General features: G+C 42.7%; 18 protein-coding genes. 8 read left to right on the plus strand and 10 right to left on the minus strand.

Annotated features, from left to right (window positions below):
• Window positions 1-352 precede the first annotated feature (352 nt).
• Window positions 353-718, plus strand: a complete 366-nt coding sequence (locus WKT11_RS05240) for a hypothetical protein (protein ID WP_117674780.1) — start codon at window positions 353-355, stop codon at window positions 716-718.
• Window positions 711-983 (plus strand): hypothetical protein, encoded by a 273-nt coding sequence (locus WKT11_RS05245; RefSeq protein WP_117674779.1) that lies wholly within the window; start codon window positions 711-713, stop codon window positions 981-983. The genes WKT11_RS05240 and WKT11_RS05245 overlap by 8 nt, the downstream gene beginning before the upstream one ends.
• Window positions 984-1,127: 144 nt before the next feature.
• Here the strand turns inward: WKT11_RS05245 and WKT11_RS05250 are convergent, their stop codons facing one another.
• The 7 genes from WKT11_RS05250 to WKT11_RS05280 all read right to left on the minus strand — a co-directional run bounded on the left by WKT11_RS05250 (window position 1,128) and on the right by WKT11_RS05280 (window position 6,685).
• Window positions 1,128-2,387, minus strand: coding sequence for a competence/damage-inducible protein A (locus tag WKT11_RS05250; protein WP_117674778.1), 1,260 nt, complete (start codon window positions 2,385-2,387; stop codon window positions 1,128-1,130).
• 38 nt (window positions 2,388-2,425) lie between these two features.
• On the minus strand, window positions 2,426-2,965 hold the full coding sequence (gene pgsA, locus WKT11_RS05255; protein WP_117674777.1) for a CDP-diacylglycerol--glycerol-3-phosphate 3-phosphatidyltransferase: 540 nt from the start codon (window positions 2,963-2,965) through the stop codon (window positions 2,426-2,428).
• Window positions 2,949-4,286, minus strand: coding sequence for a 30S ribosomal protein S12 methylthiotransferase RimO (rimO, locus tag WKT11_RS05260; protein WP_117674776.1), 1,338 nt, complete (start codon window positions 4,284-4,286; stop codon window positions 2,949-2,951). Before rimO ends, pgsA begins: the two co-directional genes overlap by 17 nt.
• A gap of 158 nt (window positions 4,287-4,444) precedes the next feature.
• Window positions 4,445-4,789: a DNA-directed RNA polymerase subunit omega gene (gene rpoZ, locus WKT11_RS05265; protein WP_117674775.1), complete on the minus strand. Its 345-nt coding sequence runs from the start codon at window positions 4,787-4,789 to the stop codon at window positions 4,445-4,447.
• 113 nt (window positions 4,790-4,902) lie between these two features.
• Window positions 4,903-5,526, minus strand: coding sequence for a guanylate kinase (gene gmk / locus WKT11_RS05270; protein WP_117674774.1), 624 nt, complete (start codon window positions 5,524-5,526; stop codon window positions 4,903-4,905).
• Window positions 5,519-5,791 (minus strand): DUF370 domain-containing protein, encoded by a 273-nt coding sequence (locus tag WKT11_RS05275; RefSeq protein ID WP_117674773.1) that lies wholly within the window; start codon window positions 5,789-5,791, stop codon window positions 5,519-5,521. Before WKT11_RS05275 ends, gmk begins: the two co-directional genes overlap by 8 nt.
• Before the next feature lie 12 nt (window positions 5,792-5,803).
• Window positions 5,804-6,685, minus strand: coding sequence for a YicC/YloC family endoribonuclease (locus WKT11_RS05280; RefSeq protein ID WP_117674772.1), 882 nt, complete (start codon window positions 6,683-6,685; stop codon window positions 5,804-5,806).
• A gap of 280 nt (window positions 6,686-6,965) precedes the next feature.
• Here WKT11_RS05280 and WKT11_RS05285 point away from each other — a divergent pair, with 280 nt between their 5' ends.
• The 3 genes from WKT11_RS05285 to WKT11_RS05295 all read left to right on the plus strand — a co-directional run bounded on the left by WKT11_RS05285 (window position 6,966) and on the right by WKT11_RS05295 (window position 11,978).
• Window positions 6,966-8,711 (plus strand): Rqc2 family fibronectin-binding protein, encoded by a 1,746-nt coding sequence (locus WKT11_RS05285; RefSeq protein WP_117674771.1) that lies wholly within the window; start codon window positions 6,966-6,968, stop codon window positions 8,709-8,711.
• Between the two features lie 253 nt (window positions 8,712-8,964).
• A complete protein-coding gene (locus tag WKT11_RS05290) occupies window positions 8,965-10,521 on the plus strand; it encodes an ABC-F family ATP-binding cassette domain-containing protein (protein WP_026650392.1) in 1,557 nt (518 codons plus the stop codon).
• A gap of 71 nt (window positions 10,522-10,592) precedes the next feature.
• Complete coding sequence (locus tag WKT11_RS05295; protein ID WP_117674770.1) at window positions 10,593-11,978, plus strand: MATE family efflux transporter; 1,386 nt, start codon at window positions 10,593-10,595, stop codon at window positions 11,976-11,978.
• 5 nt (window positions 11,979-11,983) lie between these two features.
• Here WKT11_RS05295 and WKT11_RS05300 read toward each other — a convergent pair whose 3' ends face one another.
• From WKT11_RS05300 to WKT11_RS05310, 3 genes are all read right to left on the minus strand, one after another.
• Window positions 11,984-12,373: a hypothetical protein gene (locus tag WKT11_RS05300; RefSeq protein ID WP_117674769.1), complete on the minus strand. Its 390-nt coding sequence runs from the start codon at window positions 12,371-12,373 to the stop codon at window positions 11,984-11,986.
• A 178-nt stretch (window positions 12,374-12,551) separates the two neighbouring features.
• Window positions 12,552-14,954, minus strand: coding sequence for a leucine--tRNA ligase (gene leuS, locus WKT11_RS05305; protein WP_117674768.1), 2,403 nt, complete (start codon window positions 14,952-14,954; stop codon window positions 12,552-12,554).
• Window positions 14,955-15,387: 433 nt separating this feature from the next.
• Window positions 15,388-17,478: an elongation factor G gene (locus tag WKT11_RS05310; protein ID WP_117674767.1), complete on the minus strand. Its 2,091-nt coding sequence runs from the start codon at window positions 17,476-17,478 to the stop codon at window positions 15,388-15,390.
• Between the two features lie 542 nt (window positions 17,479-18,020).
• On the opposite strand from WKT11_RS05310, the gene WKT11_RS05315 reads away from it, so the two are divergent.
• From WKT11_RS05315 to WKT11_RS05325, 3 genes are all read left to right on the plus strand, one after another.
• Entirely contained in the window at window positions 18,021-19,112 is a 1,092-nt protein-coding gene (locus WKT11_RS05315) for a prephenate dehydrogenase (protein ID WP_117674766.1), read from the plus strand.
• A 127-nt stretch (window positions 19,113-19,239) separates the two neighbouring features.
• Window positions 19,240-20,514, plus strand: a complete 1,275-nt coding sequence (gene aroA, locus WKT11_RS05320) for a 3-phosphoshikimate 1-carboxyvinyltransferase (protein ID WP_117674765.1) — start codon at window positions 19,240-19,242, stop codon at window positions 20,512-20,514.
• A 435-nt stretch (window positions 20,515-20,949) separates the two neighbouring features.
• Window positions 20,950-21,939 (plus strand): 2-hydroxyacid dehydrogenase, encoded by a 990-nt coding sequence (locus WKT11_RS05325; RefSeq protein ID WP_117674764.1) that lies wholly within the window; start codon window positions 20,950-20,952, stop codon window positions 21,937-21,939.
• The last annotated feature ends 294 nt before the right edge of the window (window positions 21,940-22,233 follow it).

Consider the following 22,233-nt stretch of genomic DNA (forward strand, 5'->3'; position numbering starts at 1 on the left):
TCTGCCGGCAGAGGGAAATTTCCCTCTGCCTTTTTCTTCTGTATTAGAAAGTACCTCTCTTCTGGTGGAATCAAATTTCAAATTGCAGCTATTTATGTCGCGGTCTGTTTTTTATATCTGAATATATTTTGTTTCTGCTGCTCTGTCTGTTTTTCTGTCTTTCCTTTTTTCTTACACATTCCAGATCTATCTCATAAAAGGCATTTCCTTCTATAACAAGCTTTTCTTTTTTTTCGTCAGATTCTGATTTCATTTTTTTGCTCCATTTTCCGATTTCTATAGTTTATTATATGTCAGAATCCTTTTCCCCGACATATTCTGTTAATAAAATCATATAATGGAAGCAGATATTATGAATGAGGAGCATATTTCCCAGACTCTGCTGGATCAGATGGTCAGTTCAGACCGCGGACAGATGATAAAAGCTGCCATTCCTTATCTCCCGCCAAAAGGCCAGCAGATTTTCTCTATCTATGAAAAAGCTGCTGAATTTCTCAATACCGTTTCTGTTTTTGGCAAGACAGGTTCCGGCAGTGATCTGTGTGCTATGAGTATGCCGGCACAGAGCCCTGTGGATACCATTAATGAGATCCGAAATTTCTGCTATGGTCCTAGCAGGGATAAATTAAATCAGATTGTGAATATGATGGCAATGATTCAGATGCTTCAGCTTATGAATCAGCCGGATAATAATCAAAAGGAGGAGTCAGATGAGTGACGACTGGCGCAATAACCCAAGACTTGCAGGTATGGACCGTTCCAAACTGGATATGCTGCAAAATCTCGCGGCACAGGGAAGTACCAAAGGAGTAAATGACATGATGCCTTTCCTGATGAACGCGGCGGCACAGGGAAAAAAGGGCGGGTTAAATTTTAATGCCGATGAAATTTCCGCAATCATAGATGTTCTTAAGATGGGAAAATCTCCGCAGGAAATACAAAAGCTTGATAAGGTGATCAATCTTATGAAAATGATGCATTGATTATCTGTACAACTATAAAAAGAGTACATTTAAGGAAATATTCATGTGTTTTTTATTTCCTCAATGTACTCTTTTCACACTCTTAATTCACAACATCCAGACAGTCCATCTTATCTTAATCAAGATGTCAGTTCTACCTGGTTTTTATTCACCGCACTCCAGCAGACTGTCGCGAATGAATGTCAACGCCTGAGCAACGGCCTGACCTCTGATGCGGCTTCTGTTGCCTGTAAAATGGAATTCTCTTGTAGTAGTTTTTCCGGCACAGCAACATCCCATAAATACTGTTCCTACCGGTGTCTCTTCTGTTCCGCCGCCAGGACCGGCAAGACCTGTAACGGAAAGGCAGACGTCAGTTTCAGCTGCTTTTGCACCGCCTTTTGCCATCTCTTTTGCACATTTTGCAGAAACAGCGCCTTCATTCTTTAATGTGCTCTTTTTTACCCCAAGACACTTTCTCTTTGCGCGATTTGTGTAGGTCACAAAGCCACACATCAACACTTCAGAAGCTCCTGGTACATTTACGATACGGGCTGCCACGGCTCCACCTGTGCAGGATTCTGCAAGAGATAAGGTCATATTTTTCTCTTTGAGAAGGTCTACGACTGCCTCTTCCAGTGTCTTCTCTTCTTTTGTTGCAAAGACATCCTTTCCAAAACGTTTCTTAAGTTCACGGACGATCGGCTTGATCATTTCTTTGCATTTTTTCTCATCTTCTGCTTTTGCAGTAATTCGAAGATGTACCTCTCCCGTCTTTGCATAAGGCGCAATCGTAGGATTTGTCTGCTTCTCGATCAGATCCTGGATTTCCTCTGCCACCTGACTTTCACCGATGCCACAGATTTTCACCATACGGGAATAAATAATCTCCGGCTGTTTCTTTCGCAGATATGGATATACGGATTCTTCAAACATTGGAACCATCTCATTCGGAGGTCCAGGAAGCAGGATCGCAGTTTTTCCTTTTTTCTCCATGATCAGTCCAGGAGCTGTTCCGTTGTGATTATCAAGAACGATAGAACCTTTCGGAACCATGGTCTGTTTATAGTTGTTCTTTGTAATGCGGCGCTGTGGATGATTTTTCTCATATTCTTTCAGATATGCTTCCATGAGTTCTTTGGTATGAAGATCTTCCACAAGCGGAAATCCCATTACCTCAGCTGTGATTTCTTTTGTCAGGTCATCTTCTGTCGGTCCAAGGCCTCCGGTAAGGATAATCACATCAGAGCGATCCAGAGCGGTTTTAATCACTCTTTTCATTCTGTCCGGGTTGTCACCAACTACAGACTGGTAATAAACTGCCAGACCAAGTTCTGCACATTTCTCTGACAGATATGCGCTGTTTGTGTTTACGATATTTCCAAGTAATATTTCTGTACCTACAGCAATTAGTTCTGTAACCATAATTATGCTTCCTTTCCGTCAGGGCAGGCCAATCAAAATCAGTCCTGCATAGACAGTACATTCTTATTCTGCCAGATATATGTGATCAGGGAAATAATGGTGAGTGCTACTGAAAGCCAGATGAAAATCTGTTCCAGAATATCAAATGCGCCTCCCAGATCGATCAGCAGTAAGATGATCATGATCATCTGAGATACTGTCTTGAATTTACCCCAGTAATTTGCTGCGATGACGATGCCGTTCTCAGCTGCGATCAGACGGAATCCGCTGATGATAAATTCTCTTCCTATAATAATGATAACGATCCACGCCGGGAGTTTGTCCAGTTCAATAAAGCAAATCATCGCAGAGCAGACAAGCAGTTTATCTGCAAGCGGATCCATAAATTTACCAAAGTTTGTTACCAGATTATATTTTCTGGCAAGCTTTCCATCAAACCAGTCTGTAACGCTGGCCACAACGAAAATAGCAAGGGATATATAGCGGTTCGCCTCGCCGCCCCAGTCTGTAAGCATAAACAGTACAAGAAATGGAACCAGGATCATTCTGGCTACTGTAAGTTTATTCGGTGTATTCATCTGCCAACTCTCCTATCAAATCATATTCCAGAGCACCGGTCACACGTACCTTTGCGAAATCTCCTGTCATCAGGAGTTCTCCTGTCTGCACAAAAATATAACCGTCAACCTTTGGTGCATCTCCATAAGTTCTTCCAATATATGCGCTCTCGTCTGCTACTTTTCCTTCGATCATCACAAGAAGTTCCTGTCCGATACGGTCTGTTCCTTTGTCATAGGAAATCTCCTGCTGGAGTTCCATAATCTCATCACGTCTCTCTTCCTTGACTTCCTCCGGAACCTGATCAGGCATTGTCGCAGCCGGTGTATCTTCTTCCGCAGAGTAAGTAAATACTCCCAGTCTGTCGAATTCCATCTCATCAACAAATCCCATCAGTTCTTCATGATCTTCCTGTGTCTCTCCAGGGAAACCAGAGATCAGAGTGGTGCGAAGCACAATGTCCGGGATTTCCTGGCGAAGTTTATTGACGATTGCCACCAGTTCTGCCTGTGTGGTTCTTCTTCCCATTCTCTTTAAGATGCGGTCGCTAGCGTGCTGAATCGGAAGGTCCAGATAATGACAGATTTTCTTTTCTTCTTTCATCGTCTGGATCAGTTCATCATAAATTTCTTCCGGATAGCAGTAGAGCACACGGATCCAGCGGATTCCCTTGATCTCACATAATTCTTTCAAAAGAACATGCAGGGATTTTTTTCCGTAAATATCGGTTCCGTATACGGTTGTCTCCTGTGCGACAAGAATCAGTTCTTTTACGCCTTCTTCCGCCATCTCTTTCGCCTGTTCTATCAGACGTTCCATCGGAACACTTCTGAATTTACCACGAAGTTTCGGAATGATGCAGTAAGTACAGTGTTTGTCACAGCCCTCTGCAATCTTAAGATATCCGAAATGTCCGCCTGTTGTCAGCACTCGTTTTCCAAGCTTCTCAGGAAGATAATCGATATCTTTAAATTCCTCGAAATGCTTTCCTTCCATTGCTTCGTTGATTGCTTTGAGGATATCTCCGTAAGAAGTAGTTCCAAGTACTGCATCTACTTCCGGTACTTCCTCAATAATCTCGTTTTTATAGCGCTGTGCCATACAGCCAGTTACGATAAGAACCTTACAGCTTCCGGCTTTCTTGTATTCTGCCATCTCAAGAATGGTATTGACACTTTCTTCTTTTGCGTCATTAATAAAGCAGCAGGTATTAACCACAATCGCCTCTGCTTCTGTTTCATCATCTACGATCTCAAACCCGTTGCCGGTAAGAAGTCCCAGCATTTCCTCTGAATCTACAAGGTTCTTGTCACAGCCTAATGATACGAATAATAATTTCATAAATTCTCCTATAAGAATGTGCCTGAAAATCCATCACTGTAATTCTCAGACACATTCATTTGACTCATCTATTGTGTTACCTGATCAGTTCTTTTCCAAACCAATCCTTTTTACAGATTATAATTTTTATAACTGTTATTGTATCCTTACAGTTATATTTATTCCTCTGTTGTTTCTTCAGTTGCTTCTGTTGCCAGAGCTTCTTCCGGGGCTTCAGCTGCTGCCTGAACCTCTTCTGTCTGAGCTGCTGTTTCTTCCTCTTCGTTCTCTTCCGGTGCAAGAATCTTTACTTTTCCTTTGTAAAGTTCATCGATTGCAACAGAAAGAGGTTTCTTACCTGCAGCACCCTCTACGAGCGGTTCAGATCCTGCGATGATCTGGCGTGCACGTTTACTTGCAGCAAGTACAAGGGAATAACGGCTGTTAAGGGACATTGTTGTATCGTCGTCCTCGCTGTTTGCATTGATTGCTTCAATTAATTCTGTATAAGACGGATGTATCATGTATTTTCTCCTTTCTTTTTAAGCGGCAAATACCGCGGGGTTATCTCTTCTCTGATAATACAGATATTGTTACTGTTCACTCTGTTCTCAGCAACACGTTTCCGGTTAATCTATTATTTCTGAAACGCTTTTGTCTGTTCCTGGATATCAGCGATAAACTCTGCATTTCTAAACGCTCTGGAATGCTCGCTTACGATGATCTGATGCAGATGGTCTACGCATTCCTCTACGGTATCGTTGACAAGGATATAATCATACTGCTCCATACCCTTTGCCTCTTCACCGGCTCTTGCAAGTCTGTCTGCGATCACCTGTGCAGTCTCTGTTCCTCTGCCTGTAAGACGTCGTTCCAGTTCCTCCACTGTCGGCGGAGTTACAAACACCAGAAGTGCTTCCGGTATTTTCTTCTTAATCTTCATTGCTCCCTGAATCTCGATTTCAAGGATCACGTTTCTGCCTGCCTGAAGCTGTTCCTCAACATAAGAGCGTGGAGTTCCGTAATAGTTCTCTACGTACTGGGCATATTCAAGCAACGCATCCTCTTCTATCAGCTTCTCAAATTCATCCCGTGTGCGGAAGAAATATTCTCTGCCGTCTTCTTCACCGGGACGGGGTTTTCTGGTCGTTGCGGAGACAGATAATGCATAGTCATCATATTTCTCCATAAGGCGTTTCATTACTGTGCCTTTTCCTGCGCCGGAAAATCCTGAAACCACTACTAAAATTCCTTTATTCATGGATCTCTCCCTTATCCTCATTATCATATATTTCCGCAAATCTCCGGGCGATCGTCTCCGGCTGCAATGCGCTGAGCACCAGATAATCATCGCTTGTGATGATCACTGCCTTTGTCTTTCTTCCCTGAGTTGCGTCAATCAGTGACCTGGTTCCCTTTATACTCTGCACCATTCGTTTTACAGGTGCCGCATCAGGGCTTACCACTGCCACGATTTTCTGTGAATTGACTACATTTCCAAAACCAATATTTATAAGTTTTGCCACTCTCTGTAACCTCTATTCTACATTCTGGATCTGTTCTCTGACTTTCTCGATCTCTGTCTTAAGATCAATCGCAATATTAGAAATCTCCAAATCACTTGATTTGGATAAGATCGTATTCGCTTCTCTGTTCATCTCCTGTGCCATAAAGTCAAGCTTGCGTCCGATGCCGTTCTTCTCTGTAGTCAGCATCTTCTTCATGTTCTTGATATGGCTGTGAAGACGTACAGTCTCTTCATCATTGCAGATCTTATCGGAGAACAGGATCACTTCTGCTGCGATTCTGTTGTCATCAATCTGTGTATCCTCGAGGAGTTCAGATACTTTTGCTTCCAGTTTGGCTCTGTAAGCATTTACTACTTCCGGAGAGCGGGCCTCTACACGTAAGACTTTCTCTTCAAGTCCATCCAGTTTCTCAATGAGATCTCTCTCGAGATTCTTGCCTTCTGATACACGTGTCTGGACAAATTTCTCACATGCTTCCCGAAGCGGCGGCTCGATAAAGCCCCAGAGCGCATCCTCATCAACAGACTGTTCTTCCATGACAAGTACTTCCGGATAGCGTGACAGGGTGCTGACTTTGACGTCGTAATCCAGGTCAAAGTCCTGTTTCATCTGTTTCAAACAGGTGATGTATTCGGTTGCGAGCTCTTTGTTGTATTTGAGGGCTCCGTTGTTCATTGTATAATCTTCATATGTGATGTATACATCAACTTTGCCTCTCTGGATGTAGGTTTTCATCAGGTTTCTGACGGCACCTTCCAGGAAGTTCAGTTTTCTGGGCATTTTGATGCTGAGGTCCAGATACCTGTGGTTTACAGATTTTAATTCGATGGTTATTTTTCTTTCATTGGTCACGACTTCTGCCCGGCCGAAACCAGTCATGCTTTTTATCATAGTTTTTCTCTCTTTGTCTGTCTTAATAGTGTCGAGGTACGTAATCTTGTTCTTGTTTACATACAGATTTATTATAGTTCATTATAGAGATGGAGTCAAACATTTTTTCGTTGATGGCGATAGGAAATGTGTGGTATACTGGTGGAAGGGACGCCGCAGGTGGGACGTAGGTGATATTTAAGTTTTATGTATTACCTGTAAATTATAAAATTGTTATCAGTCATATTGGGGACTGGGATTTTAATTATTGTGAGTATTATTTAAAAAGGAGTGTTTTTATATGGCTTTTGATGGGATTACGATTGCGGCTATGGTGAGGGAGCTGCATTTGAATTTAGATGGAGGACGGTTTAATAAGATTGCTCAGCCGGAGGCGGATGAGCTTTTGATTACTGGGAAGGGGGCGAATGGGCAGTGCAGGCTGCTGCTTTCGGCCAGTGCTTCTCTTCCGCTGATTTATTTTACTTCTAAGAATAAACCCAGTCCTATGACTGCACCTAATTTCTGTATGCTGTTGCGTAAGCATATCGGAAGTGCGAGGATTTCGGATATCAGGCAGCCGGGGATGGAGCGTGTGGTGATGTTTGAGTTGGAGCATCTGAATGAGCTGGGGGATCCTTGTAAGAAGGTGCTTATCATGGAGCTTATGGGTAAGCATAGTAATATTATTTTCTGTGATGATAAGAATATGATCCTGGATAGTATTAAGCATGTTTCTTCGCATATGAGTTCTGTGAGGGAGGTGCTTCCCGGGAGGGAGTATTTTATTCCGCAGACGCAGGATAAGCTGGATCCGCTGACTGTAAGTGAGGAGTTATTCCGTGAGGTTGTGTGCAGGAAACCTTGCAATATTTCCAAGGCAATCTATTCTTCTCTTACAGGAATCAGTCCTGTTGTTGCGGAGGAGGTTTGTTTCCGGGCTTCTGTGGATGGAAGTGAGGCTGCACAGGCTTTGGATGAGACTGCACAGGTGCATTTGTATCATACATTCTGCAGGTTGATGGATCAGGTAAAGGAGGGGGATTTTTCTCCGAATATTATTTATCGTGGAGAGGAGCCTGTGGAGTATGGGGTGTTTGCTTTCCAGCAGTACGGTCCGGAGTATCATTCTGTAGAGTTTGACAGTGTTTCTGAGATGCTGGAGACTTATTATGCGACTAAGAATACTCTGACTCGTATTCATCAGAAGTCTTCGGATTTAAGAAGGATCGTGCAGACTGCTCTGGAGCGTAACCGTAAGAAGCTTACCTTACAGGAGAAGCAGATGAAGGATACCGCGAAGAAGGATAAGTATAAGGTTTACGGGGAGTTGATTAATACTTATGGGTATGGACTTGAGGATGGATGTAAGTCGTTTAAGGCTTTGAATTATTATACGAATGAAGAGATTACGATTCCTCTTGATCCTACTATGACTCCGGCGGAGAATTCCAAGAAGTATTTTGATAAGTATGGAAAGCTGAAGCGTACGGAGGAGGCTTTGACGGAGCAGATTGCGGATACGAAAAGTGAGATTGAGCATCTGGAATCTGTTTCTAATGCTTTGGATATTGCTCTGGCTGAGAGTGATCTGGCGCAGATTAAGGAAGAATTGATGGAATATGGCTATATTAAGAAGCATTATGACCGAAAGAAAGGACAGAAGGTTCAGAGTAAGTCAAAACCGTTCCATTATGTGACTGAAGATGGTTATGATATTTATGTGGGAAAAAATAACTTCCAGAATGATGAGCTTACTTTTAAGTTTGCTACGGGAAATGACTGGTGGTTCCATGCTAAGAAAATGGCTGGATCTCATGTTGTTGTGAAGTCTAAGGATGGGGAGCTTCCGGATCATATTTTTGAGATTGCGGGACAGCTTGCTGCTTATTATTCCAAAGGACGTACCGCCCCTAAGGTGGAAATCGATTATATCCAGAAGAAGCAGGTGAAAAAGCCTGCAGGGGCAAAGCCCGGATTCGTGGTTTATTATACAAATTATTCGCTGATGGCTGAGCCGTCATTAAAGGGAGTCAGGGAAGTCTGACCACCCTGCCATTATATGATATCAGGGTCAAAAGGTCAAAAAGTCGTTCGTGCTTGCACGATAAGACTTTTGAACTTGGGACCCGCCAAACATGAGAAAGTAGCGATTTACGTAGTAAATCAGCGGATTTCGAATGTTTGAGAATTGCGGGAGCTGCTTTGCAGCGGAGCAATTCGTAGATATCAAGTTAGGGGCAAAATGCCTTTTGACCCTAACATCATTATATAACAATAATTAAGGAGAATTTCTTTTTATGAGTATTTTGAATGTAGAACATCTGACACATGGTTTCGGAGACAGGGCGATTTTTAATGATGTGTCTTTCCGCCTGTTAAAGGGCGAGCATATTGGACTGGTTGGTGCCAACGGGGAAGGTAAATCTACTTTCTTTAATATTGTAACCGGAAAGCTGATGCCGGATGAGGGTAAGATTGAATGGGCAAAGAACGTACGTGTCGGCTATCTGGACCAGCATTCTGTCCTTTCTCAAGGCATGTCCATCCGTGACGTGCTGAAATCTGCGTTCTCTTATCTCTTTGAGATGGAGGAAAGGATGAATGAAATCTGTGACTCTCTTGGCACTGCTTCTCCTGAGGAGATGGATACTCTGATGGAGGAGCTGGGAACTATTCAGGATACCCTTACCATGCATGATTTCTATGTGATCGATGCAAAGGTGGAGGAAGTTGCCAGAGCTCTGGGGCTTCTGGATATCGGACTGGAACGTGATGTTACAGATCTGAGCGGCGGTCAGAGAACCAAAGTTCTGCTTGGCAAGCTGCTTCTGGAGAAACCGGATATCCTGCTTCTGGACGAGCCTACCAACTATCTGGATGAGGAACATATTGAATGGCTGAAGCGTTATCTGCAGGATTATGAGAATGCATTTATCCTTATCTCCCACGATATTCCGTTTCTGAATTCTGTTATCAATCTGGTTTATCATATGGAGAATCAGGAACTGAACCGTTATGTCGGGGATTATGATCATTTCCAGGAAGTGTATGAGGTGAAGAAGGCTCAGCTTGAGGCTGCTTACAGACGCCAGCAGCAGGAAATCAGTGAACTGAAGGATTTCGTCGCAAGAAATAAGGCAAGGGTTTCTACAAGAAACATGGCAATGTCCAGACAGAAGAAACTGGATAAGATGGATGTGATCGAGCTTGCTGCCGAGAAGCCGAAGCCGGAATTTCATTTTAAATATGGACGTACTCCAGGGAAATATATCTTCGAGACGAAAGATCTGGTTATTGGTTATAATGAACCTCTTTCCAGACCTGTTACTCTCTCTATGGAAAGAGGAAATAAGATTGCGCTGGTTGGTGCAAACGGTATCGGTAAGACTACTTTATTGAAGAGTATTCTGGGATTGATTCCGTCTCTGAAGGGTTCCTGCGAACTTGGTGAGAATCTTCAGATCGGATATTTTGAACAGGAAGTCAAAGGTGATAATAAGACTACCTGTATCGACGAGATCTGGGCAGAGTTTCCGTCTTATACTCAGTATGAGGTTCGGTCTGCACTTGCAAAATGCGGTCTGACTACCAAGCATATTGAAAGTCAGGTACGTGTACTGAGTGGCGGGGAGCAGGCAAAAGTGCGTCTGTGTAAGCTGGTGAATAAAGAGACGAACATTCTGCTTCTGGACGAGCCTACCAATCATCTGGATGTGGATGCAAAAGAAGCTTTGAAGCAGGCATTGATCGAATATAAGGGAAGCATTCTCCTGATCTGCCACGAACCGGAGTTTTACCGTGATGTGGTTTCCCAGGTATGGGACTGCAGTAAATGGACTACAAAAGTATTATAATAAATGGGGTAAATGTACTGACAGGTTAACTTTTGAAATGTCACTTATTGGTACATGAAGGGTTATTACAAATGAGTAAAGCAAAAACTGTGGATCTGACTTCCGGTCCGATCCTGAAAACTCTGGCAGAGCTGGCTCTGCCTATCATGATTTCTTCCATGCTGGGAACAGCATACAGTATCATGGATATGGCATGGATCGGACTGCTTGGTGCGAAGGCGGTTGCAGGCGTGGGAGTAGGCGGAATGTATGTCTGGCTCTCCCAGGGTCTTGCATCCCTGTCAAGAATGGGCGGACAGGTAAATACAGCCCAGGCATGCGGGCGCAAAGATTATGACCAGGCACGTTCCTATGCTGCCGGTTCTCTGCAGCTCACTGCACTGTCCGGCATTTTGTTTGCTGCTGTCTGCGTTATTTTCATACAGCCTCTGCTGGGATTTTTTAATCTGACCGACGCAGAAACTTATACTGCTGCCAGATCTTATACATTGATCACCTGTGGGCTGATCCTTTTTTCTTATCTGAATCTGACGCTGACCGGACTCTCAACTGCACAGGGAGATTCCCGCACTCCCCTGCTTGCAAACTTTATCGGGCTTGCCGGAAATATGATCCTGGATCCACTGCTGATCCTTGGCATCGGACCTTTCCCGAGGCTGGAGGTTGCCGGAGCCGCTATTGCGACAGTAAGTTCACAGATTCTGGTTTTTGTGGTGATGGTTCTGCGTATCCGGCATTCCAGACTGGAGCCAAATGTTTTACAGCATCTGAATCTGCTGTCTGTTTTTCCAAAAGAATATTATAAGCACATCTTCAGAATCGGATTTCCCACAGCTATACAGGGAAGCATTTACTGCTTCATCTCCATGGTCCTGACCCGTATGGTTTCCGGTTATGGTGCTGCCGCTATTGCAACACAGCGTGTTGGCGGACAGATTGAATCTGTATCCTGGAATACTGCAGATGGTTTTGCTTCAGCATTGAATGCTTTTATTGCCCAAAACTACGGTGCACGAAAAAAAGGCCGTATCCGTAAAGGTTACAGTCTGTCATTTCGCGTCCTCACAATTTGGGGCCTGTTTGTCACTGCAGCTTTTGTCTTTCTTCCGGAGCCAATTGCAAGATTATTTTTCCACGAAAGAGAAGCGTTGGACACTGCTGTCAATTATCTGGTCATTATCGGATTCAGTGAAGTCTTTATGTCCATTGAGCTGATGACAGTGGGCGCATTATCAGGACTTGGACGCACCAGATTATCCAGTGTGATCAGTGTGATCCTGACAGGCTCACGAATCCCGCTGGCATTAATCCTGACACATGCGGGAATGGGATTAAATGGTATATGGTGGGCACTTACGATCTCTTCCATTGTGAAGGGAATCGTGTTTACGCTGACATTCCGGCATATCAGCAGGCGGTTACCTGAGGAACGCTCCTATAGCAATCCTCGTAAATAATGCATTTAAGGTTCGGTCATTTTTTCGGCAATTGTGTCCGGAACTTTTATCAGTCCCAATTTCCAGAAAATAGCATATATGTATGAAATCCCGCGGATATTTCCCAGTTTTTTGGGACCCGGAATTTCTTCAGAAATCTGTCTGGCATGTTGAAATGCAAGCACTACGCTGCTCCATGCCAGACTTTTGCTGTTCTCCCTGCGGTTTACCCATAGTTCTTTCGTTAATTCACCGTTTCTTCCTGTCTTCAGGCTATAATAAAAAGGAAGCCCGGATGCTGTATAAAATGGAAAGTTTTGAAAAGCTACTATTGCCTGCCAGAGATTTTCTTCTGTGCAGACGTTTTTTAAGTTTTCTATTGCATTTATTCTTTGATCATTTCTTTCATTTATCATAGTTTTATATCGAATTTTGTCGAATCCTTTCGATTTATTACTCATTATAATCAATGGCAGTTATATAAATACCATAAGTAAAAAGAGGACTGTTCAGAAAAGTTTCTGCCGGTCCTCTTTTTACTGTTTCTATTTTATTGTTCTTTATATTTATTTATCTGTATGATCGTGTGGTATATTATTTCGCAACAAAGTTTACGATCTTATTCGGTACATAGATTTCTTTAACGAGGTTCTTGCCTTCCAGGAAGGAAGCAATTCTCTCGTCTGCTTTGGCGATTTCGAATGCTTTTTCTTTTTCGCATCCGTTAGGGATTACGATTGTTCCTCTTACTTTACCATTAACCTGTACACCGATCTCAACGGTCTTGGCAATTGTTTTACCTTCATCGTATTTCGGCCATTCGGAAACTGCCAGTAAGCCTTCGCCTCCAATGAATTCCCAGATTTCTTCGCAGATATGTGGTGCAAATGGGCTGAGCAATTTTATAAAGATGGTAAGGTCATCTTTGCTCAAGTGTCTTTCTGCTGTGATCTCATTAAGGAGTGTCATCAGGCTGGCGATCGCTGTATTAAATTTCAGGTTCTCGATATCAGAAGAAACTTTCTTGATGGTACGGTGGAGTTTCATCTCCAGTTCATCAGATACGGATTCTTCAGAAAGGATATCTGTCAGCCCTGCAACACGGTCCAGGAACTTCTTACAGCCCTTTACAGAGTTCTCGCTCCATGGAGTAGCTGCCCCATAGTCACCCATAAACAGTACATAGGTACGAAGAGTATCTGCACCGTATTCTTCTACAATATCCAGCGGGTCAACTACATTACCCTTGGATTTACTCATTTTATCTCCGTCCGGTCCGAGGATCAGTCCCTGGATGGAACGTTTTGCGTATGGTTCCGGTGTATTTACTACGCCAAGATCATACAGGAAATGATGCCAGAATCTGGAGTAGATCATATGTCTGGTAACATGTTCCATACCACCATTGTACCAGTCAACAGGCATCCAGTATTTCAGTTTGTCCATATCTGCCAGTGCATTTGCATTGTGCGGATCTGTGTATCTTAAGAAATACCAGGAAGAACCTGCCCACTGAGGCATGGTATCTGTCTCACGCTTCGCTGCAGCACCACATTTCGGGCATGTGCAGTTTACGAAAGAATCAATCTTTGCAAGCGGAGACTGTCCGTCTTCACCTGGCTCGAAGTCCTTTACATCCGGCAGACGCAGCGGAAGTTCATTCTCCGGAACTGCTACAACACCACAGTTCGGGCAATGAATAAGCGGGATTGGCTCGCCCCAGTATCTCTGGCGGTTGAATGCCCAGTCTTTCATCTTATACTGAACACCGGCTTTACCGATTCCTTTTTTCTCCAGTTCTTCCAGCATACGCTCAATAGAATCTTTCTTCTTTGCATATCCGTTCAGGAAATCGGAATTTACCATTTCACCGTCACCTGTATAGGCTTCTTTGGAAATATCTCCACCTTTGATAACTTCGATAATGTCGATGCCGAATTTCTTCGCGAAATCATAGTCACGCTGATCGTGAGCAGGTACTGCCATGATAGCACCTGTACCATATCCCATCATTACGTAGTCAGCAATGTAAATCGGGATTTTCTTACCGTTAACCGGGTTGATTCCCTCAAGTCCCTGGATTCTCACACCTGTTTTATCTTTTACAAGCTGAGTTCTCTCAAACTCTGTTTTCTTTGCACACTCATTACGATATGCAGTAATCTCGTCCATGTTTGTGACTTTATCTGCATATTTGTCAATGATCGGATGTTCCGGTGCGATTACCATGAATGTTACACCAAACAGGGTATCCGGTCTGGTTGTATAGATTTCAAGTTTCTCGTCGATTCCGTCAACGTCGAAGTTAACGAAAGCACCTTTTGATTTTCCGATCCAGTGAATCTGCTGCTGTTTTACATTATCCGGATAATCTACATCTTTCAGACCTTCCAGAAGCTTATCTGCATACTGGGTGATTCTTAAATACCATACATCTTTGGATTTCTGAACAACATCGCTGTGACAGATATCACATTTACCGCCCTGGCTGTCCTCATTGGAAAGGACTACTTTACAGTGCGGGCAGTAGTTAACCAGTGTTCTGTCTCTGAATACAAGACCTTTTTCAAACATTTTCAAAAAAATCCACTGTGTCCATTTGTAGTAGTCTTCATCTGTTGTATCGATCACACGGTTCCAGTCAAAAGAGAATCCAACTTTCTTTAACTGATTGGAAAATCTCTTGATGTTCTCATCTGTGATGATACGTGGATGTGTTCCGGTCTTTACTGCGTAGTTCTCAGTCGGGAGACCGAATGCATCAAATCCGATCGGGAAAAGTACATTATAGCCTTCCATACGACGTTTTCTGGAAATAACCTCCAGACTGGAATATGCTTTGATATGTCCTACGTGCATACCTGCACCACTTGGATATGGAAACTCTACCAGGCCATAGAACTTAGGTTTATCGCTGTTATCTTTGGCTTCGAAGACTTTACTTTCTTCCCATTTCGCCTGCCACTTAGGCTCGATCTTTTTAAACAAGTATTTCATCTCTATACTTCCTCCAACATTTTGCTGTATGTGAACTACCCGGCAACAGAGTTACCATGGCATCTGACTCAAGACGAGATACCGTCTTTTCAGGGTGCGTCCATGACACCACTACTGTTTGCTCCACTGGGCTACACAGCTACTTTTATTATTTCCGGCGGTTTCAGTCCGATTATGGACATCTTATCCTAAAAATTTATTTTAATTCAACAAAGGCTGTTTGTCAATGTAACGTTTCGCAGTATCGAGTGTTTTTGCTTTAAAAATGGCACTTATTTCGCATTTTCGAGTAATACACTACGAGTTCTGTCAACAAAACGTAAAAAACAGGACATTCCGCATCTCTGCAAAATGTCCTGCCGTTTTTATTTCTTAACTATATTTTAATTCCTGCGCTGACACAAATTACTGCTCTGTCAGTAATTACCCTTTTTTATTCTTCCGCTTTATCTACCTTGCTTGCTCTGGCTTCAATTTCTTTTGCCTGAATATCTCCAGGAGCCTGCTCGTAGCGTGCAAATTCATAGGAGAATTCTCCGCTTCCACCTGTCATAGAACGAAGATCTGTGGAATATCCATAAATCTCAAGCTGTGGAACATCTGCCTCAATAATGGTATTGCCCTGATGATCAGGAGTCATACCAAGAACACGGCCACGACGTTTGTTCAGGTCACCCATAACATCACCGGTAAATTTATCCGGAACAGTTACTTTCATAGATACGATTGGCTCTAAGAGTATAGGTGATGCATCCATAAAGCCTTTCTTAAATGCAAGAATCGTTGCCATCTTGAATGCCATTTCTGAGGAGTCTACCGGATGATAAGATCCATCATATAAGGTAGCTTTCACACCAACTACAGGATATGCAGCCAGAGGTCCTTTTAATACGCATTCCTGAAGCCCTTTCTCAACTGCCGGGAAGTAGTTCTTCGGAACTGCACCACCAACTACAACCTGTTCAAATTCATAAGGTGTCTCCAGATCGCCTGATGGCTCGAAACGCATCTTAACATGTCCATACTGTCCATGTCCACCGGACTGTTTCTTATGTTTGCCTTCTACATCTGCATTCTTACGGATCGTCTCACGGAACGGAACCTTCGGTTTGCTCAGCTCAACATCTACTTTGTAGCGTTCTTTTAATTTATTCATAACGATATCGAGATGCTGATCACCGATACCATAGATAAGGCTCTGACGGTTTGCACTGTCATTTACTACACGAAGTGTTTTGTCTTCACTCATCATCTTCGCAAGTGCCTGGGAAATCTTATCCTCATCACCTTTCTTCACTGCTTTAAATCTCTTGCAGGTATATGGTGTGGAAAGGAGTGCCTTCGGATAAAGAATCGGATTTGCTTTTGTCGCAAGGCTGTCACCAGTCTGTACGCTGTTTAATTTGGCAATTGCACCAATATCACCGGCATGAAGTTCCGGAACCTCGATCGGTTTGGATCCTTCAAGTACATATAATTTATTCAGACGTTCTTCTTCGCCTTTCTCTACGTTTAATAAAGTGTCATCGGATTTGATAACACCGGAGCATACTTTAATAAGAGAATATTTGCCAAGGAACGGGTCTGCAATTGTTTTCCACACATATGCGGATTTCACTTTCGTGAAGTCGTAGTTTGCTTCAAAGATCTCATTTGTCTTCTGAGCGATTCCGTTGCAGGAACGTTTGTCCGGACTTGGGAAATATCCGCAGATGTCATCCAGAAGATTGGATACACCGCGAAGATTGATTGGTGAGCCCATGCATACAGGTACGATAGATGCCTCCTGTACGTTCATTGCAAGCGCCGCGGAAACCTCTGTCACTGAGAAAGTATCTCCTTCGAAGTAACGATCCATGAATTCCTCGCTGGTCTCTGCAACAGATTCCATAAGGATATCATGATATTTCTCCAGATATTCATCCAGGTATTCAGGAATCGGGCATTCCTCTTTCTTACCTTTATCTATGTATTTACGTCCTGCCTGTTTTACAACGTTTACATATCCTACGAATTTACCGTCTTCACGGATTGGGAAATGAAGCGGTGCGATCTTCTTGCCATAGAGTTCTGTGAGCTGCTCTACTACTTTACGATAGCTGACATCATCTACGTCCATGTCAGTTACAAAGATCATTCTCGGAAGTTTATATTTCTCGCATAAATTCCATGCTTTCTGTGTTCCGACCTGAACACCGGCTTTACCGGAAACTACAATGATTGCTGCATCTGCTGCACTTACTGCTTCTTCTACTTCACCTACGAAATCGAAATATCCGGGAGTATCCAGCACATTGATCTTTACCTTATCCCATGGTACCGGAATCAATGTGGTAGAAATGGAAAAATGTCTCTTAATCTCTTCTTTGTCATAATCGCTGACAGTATTTCCGTCCTCTACTCTTCCGAGACGGTTTGTCATTCCTGCTAAGTAAGCCATTGCTTCGGCCAGTGTAGTCTTGCCAGCGCCCCCATGACCTAAAAGGACTACATTTCTAATTCGGTCAGTTCTAAATACATCCATGTTGCGTACCTCCCTGTTTGTCTGTTATGTTGTCGCTGCTTATAACGCCCGCAGCAACGATATGGCTATATATTACTAAATTTTTTTGTATTTTTCAAGTATTTTATGAAATTTTAACATCTTTTTTTGTGAACTCTTTGTATTTTCATAAGCATTTTATATATTTTCAGTAATTTTTACAGATTTTAGCTGTGTAATTTGGCACAAATGTAATATCAGACGTATACAAGATTTTTATGTACTATTTATCTCTGGCAAAAAGTAAATGGATATTGTTCACTTCGTGCACAGTAATAGTAAACGTCTGACACTCTCATAAGCCCGTTTACTCTGTCGCTTTAAATTATTTATGTATAAAAGTCTCTCAACGAATTGACTTTTCAAATTATATCCTTTAAAATAGAAAAATATGATATGCAAATCGTATGAATTCACGCTGTATGTCTCTGGTTTTTTGGTATGAATATGTCAAAACGCCCCGCGAAATAGCAGCGTATGAACAGTAACAAAAAAAGCTATTTGAAAGGATGCAAGAAACCACTATGAAAACCATCGGTTTTATCGGTCTCGGACTGATTGGCGGTTCAATCGCCAAGGCCATCCGGAAATACCACGAAGATTACCGTATCCTCGCCTATGACCAGGATCGGGAAACACTTGCCACAGCAGTCAGCAGTAATATGATCGATGCCGTCTGTGAAGAACACGACGAGCGTTTCAAAGGCTGTGATTATATTTTCCTGTGTACACCTGTAGAATATAATGTAAAGTATCTGGAATATTTTAAAGAGAATATCGGTCCTGACACCATCATCACAGATGTCGGAAGTGTCAAGGGCATTATCCATAAAGAAGTTGAGCGCCTTGGCATGGAATCCCGTTTTATCGGCGGCCATCCAATGGCAGGTTCGGAGAAAACCGGATTCGAGGCTTCCAGTGACCGCCTGATTGAGAATGCTTATTATATCATCACTCCCGGCGGCGAAGTGCCATTAGAGAAACTGACTGACTTTACAGAAATGATTTCTTCCCTTGGAGCAATCCCTATGGTTCTTACAAGTGAAGAACATGATTTTATCACTGCCGGAGTCAGCCATCTTCCTCATATCATCGCTTCTGCACTGGTAAATCTTGTCAGCATGCTGGACAGCGACCAGGAATATATGAAAACGATCGCAGCCGGAGGTTTCCGCGACATCACACGTATCGCCTCCTCCTCTCCGATTATGTGGGAACAGATCTGCGTGGAAAACAACCAGAATATTTCCAATGTTCTGGACGACTATATCCGTCTGCTGGTGCAGATCCGTTGTTTTGTAGATAATAAAGACTCCAAGAGTCTGTATCAGATGTTTGCACACTCCAGAGATTATCGTGACTCCATCGATGTTGTGGACAATGGACTGCTCAAGAAAGCATATGTCCTGTATCTGGACATTGCTGATGAAGCCGGAGGAATTGCCACTATCGCAACTATTCTGGCTATGGAGAAGATCAGTATCAAGAATATCGGAATTATCCATAACCGTGAATTTGAGGAAGGTGTTCTTAAAATCGAATTCTATGACGGAACAGCTATGGAAAAGGGTGCTGCACTTCTTAAGAAACGAAATTATATCGTATACGAACGTTAAATAACTACATCAATTGAACAGGATACAGATTTGAATGTACAAACAGATAAATAGTGTAGTTATTTCAAACAGTGTATTGGCCGCTTGATATTCAGGCAAAATATTATAAAACAGGCAGGAGTCAAACATGGAAATCAAAAAACAGACACACCTCTCAGGAGAGCTGACTGTACCAGGTGATAAATCTATCTCCCACCGTGCGGTTATGTTCGGTTCTCTTGCACAGGGTACGACAAAAATCACACATTTTCTGGAAGGAGCAGACTGTCTTTCTACTATCTCCTGTTTCCAGAATATGGGAATTGATATTGAGCGAAATGCTTCAGAAATTCTGGTGCATGGAAAAGGCCTTCATGGGCTGAGCGCGCCATCTGAAATTCTGGACGTAGGAAACAGTGGAACTACCACAAGACTTATCTCCGGAATTCTGGCCGGACAGGCTTTTACCAGTGAATTAAACGGAGATGCTTCTATCCAGTCCCGTCCAATGAAGCGTATCATGACTCCTCTTCTTTCTATGGGAGCTGATATCGTAAGTCTCAAAGACAATGGCTGCGCACCTTTACGTATTACAGGTAAACCTTTGCATGCCACTCATTATCAGTCTCCGGTTGCTTCCGCACAGGTAAAATCCTGCGTACTTCTTGCAGGAATGTATGCAGACGGCATTACCAGCGTTACCGAACCGGTGCTGTCAAGAAATCATACTGAGATTATGCTGAATTATTTCGGAGCAAAGGTATCTTCTGCGGGAACAACCGCTTCCATCGAACCGGAACCAGTGTTAAACGGACGTGAAATTAAAGTGCCTGGAGATATCTCTTCCGCTGCGTATTTTATTGCGGCAGGACTTCTCACACCAGGAAGCGAGATTCTTCTTAAAAATGTAGGAATCAACCCTACCAGAGATGGTATGCTGCGTGTATGCAAAGCTATGGGAGCTGACATTACATTATTAAATGCAAGTACCGAAGGTGAACCTACTGCAGACCTTCTGATCCGCACCAGCAGCCTTCACGGAACCACTGTTGAGGGAGAAATTATTCCGACATTGATCGATGAGATTCCAATGATTGCCGTTATGGCCGCTTTTGCAGAGGGGACTACCGTCATTAAGGATGCGCAGGAACTGAAGGTTAAAGAATCTGACCGTATCGCAGTTGTAACAGAAGGACTGAAACGTATGGGTGCTGACATTCAGCCGACTGATGACGGAATGATCATTCATGGCGGTAAACCACTTCATGGTGCAGAGATCAACTCTTATCTCGATCACCGAATCGCTATGTCCTTTGCTGTGGCAGGAACAATCTGTGATGGTACACTCACAATTAAGGATGGCGACTGTGTTAAGATCTCCTATCCAGAATTTTATGAGGATTTGTATTCTCTTGGGAAATAATTTATAAGTAATTTTATACCATAACTCCCAACGAATGTTTTTGTTCAAACATTGTTGGGAGTTTTTATTGTATAAAACGGGAATACTTTTTTCTTTTTAGTACATACTTATCATTAGATAAACAATACTGTCATTTCCAAAATTTGTTATTTTGCATCTTGTAAACAAATTATTAAAATGAAATTTTGTATTTTTATTAATACTTGAGATTTTTTATCCAAAATACCCTTTTCTTTTTTCAGAAAATCATTTATAATGTGCCTCGTAGCATTGTTATTATTTTAACAACATAATATTTTTACGGTAATTATATTCAGATGCAAGCAAGTCCCCACCCACTGCTTATTGCTCTTCGCAATTGAAGCAGGAGACTTACTTGATTCAGTTAAAATACTGTATCTGATATATACCCGAACAGAGAGGAGCTAACTATTTATGAAAATTTTATTTTACGGCACTAAAAATTACGACGAGGAATTTTTCGAAAAGCTTCTTCCTTCCTATCCAGGTATTGAAATTAAATTTACAGAAGCAAATATTCACGAAGAAACTGCATCCCTTGCTCATGGCTATGAAGCCATCTGCGCTTTCGTAAACGCAGATCTGGGCACTCAGGTAATCGAAGGACTTAACGCACAGGGCGTAAAACTGATTCTTATGCGCTGCGCCGGATACAATAATGTAGATCTGGAAACTGCTCACAAATACGGTATAAAAGTTCTGCGTGTTCCGGGATATTCTCCGGAGGCTGTTGCAGAACATGCAATGGCACTTGCTCTCACAGCAAACCGCCACACACATAAAGCATACATCAAATGCCGCGAAAACAACTTCGCATTAAGCGGTCTGATGGGCGTAAACTTCTATCAGAAAACAGCCGGTATCATCGGTACAGGTAAAATCGGACAGGCAATGGCAAAAATCTGCAAGGGCTTTGGCATGAGAGTTATCGCTTACGATCTTTATCCGAATAAAAACCTTGATTATCTGGAATATGTATCTCTGGATGAGCTTCTTACAACCAGTGATCTGATCAGTCTTCACTGCCCTCTTACTAAGGAAACCAAGCATCTCATTAATGAAAAAACTATTTCTAAGATGAAAGATGGCGTGATTCTTGTAAATACTTCCCGTGGTGGTCTGATCAAAACAGAGGATTTGATTTCCGGAATCCGCGATCATAAATTCTTTGCAGTTGGTCTTGATGTTTATGAGGAAGAAACTGATTTTGTGTTTGAGGATATGTCCGAGCGTATCCTGCAGAGTTCTATCACTCAGCGTCTTCTTTCCTTCCCGAATGTAGTCATGACTTCTCATCAGGGATTCTTTACACGCGAAGCACTGGATAACATCGCAGAAACCACTCTGGAAAATGCAAAGGCATTTATGAATGGGGAAGAACTGAAAAACGAAGTTTTTTCTTAATTTGACGGAGTTTTCTTCAACAGAAATCAGGCAGGTATCTGCAATTGAAGCAGGAAGTTTACCTGATTCAAGTCAATCGGATATTCGCAATCCGCTTTCGCTACTTGCTCATAACCGAATAACTGCTTCGCAGTTTATCAGGAGGGGCTTGTACCCCTCCTGATACAAGTAAGTCCCCACCCACTGCTTATTGCTCTTCGCAACCTCCGCAGGGGACTTACTTGATTCGGTTAAATATTTACTTCTTCTAACGAAAAAAGCACTCCCACGAGTGCTTTTTTCATAAATCGTCAA

It is taken from the genome of Blautia sp. HCN-1074 (assembly GCF_037890165.1).
Lineage (GTDB): Bacteria > Bacillota > Clostridia > Lachnospirales > Lachnospiraceae > Blautia_A.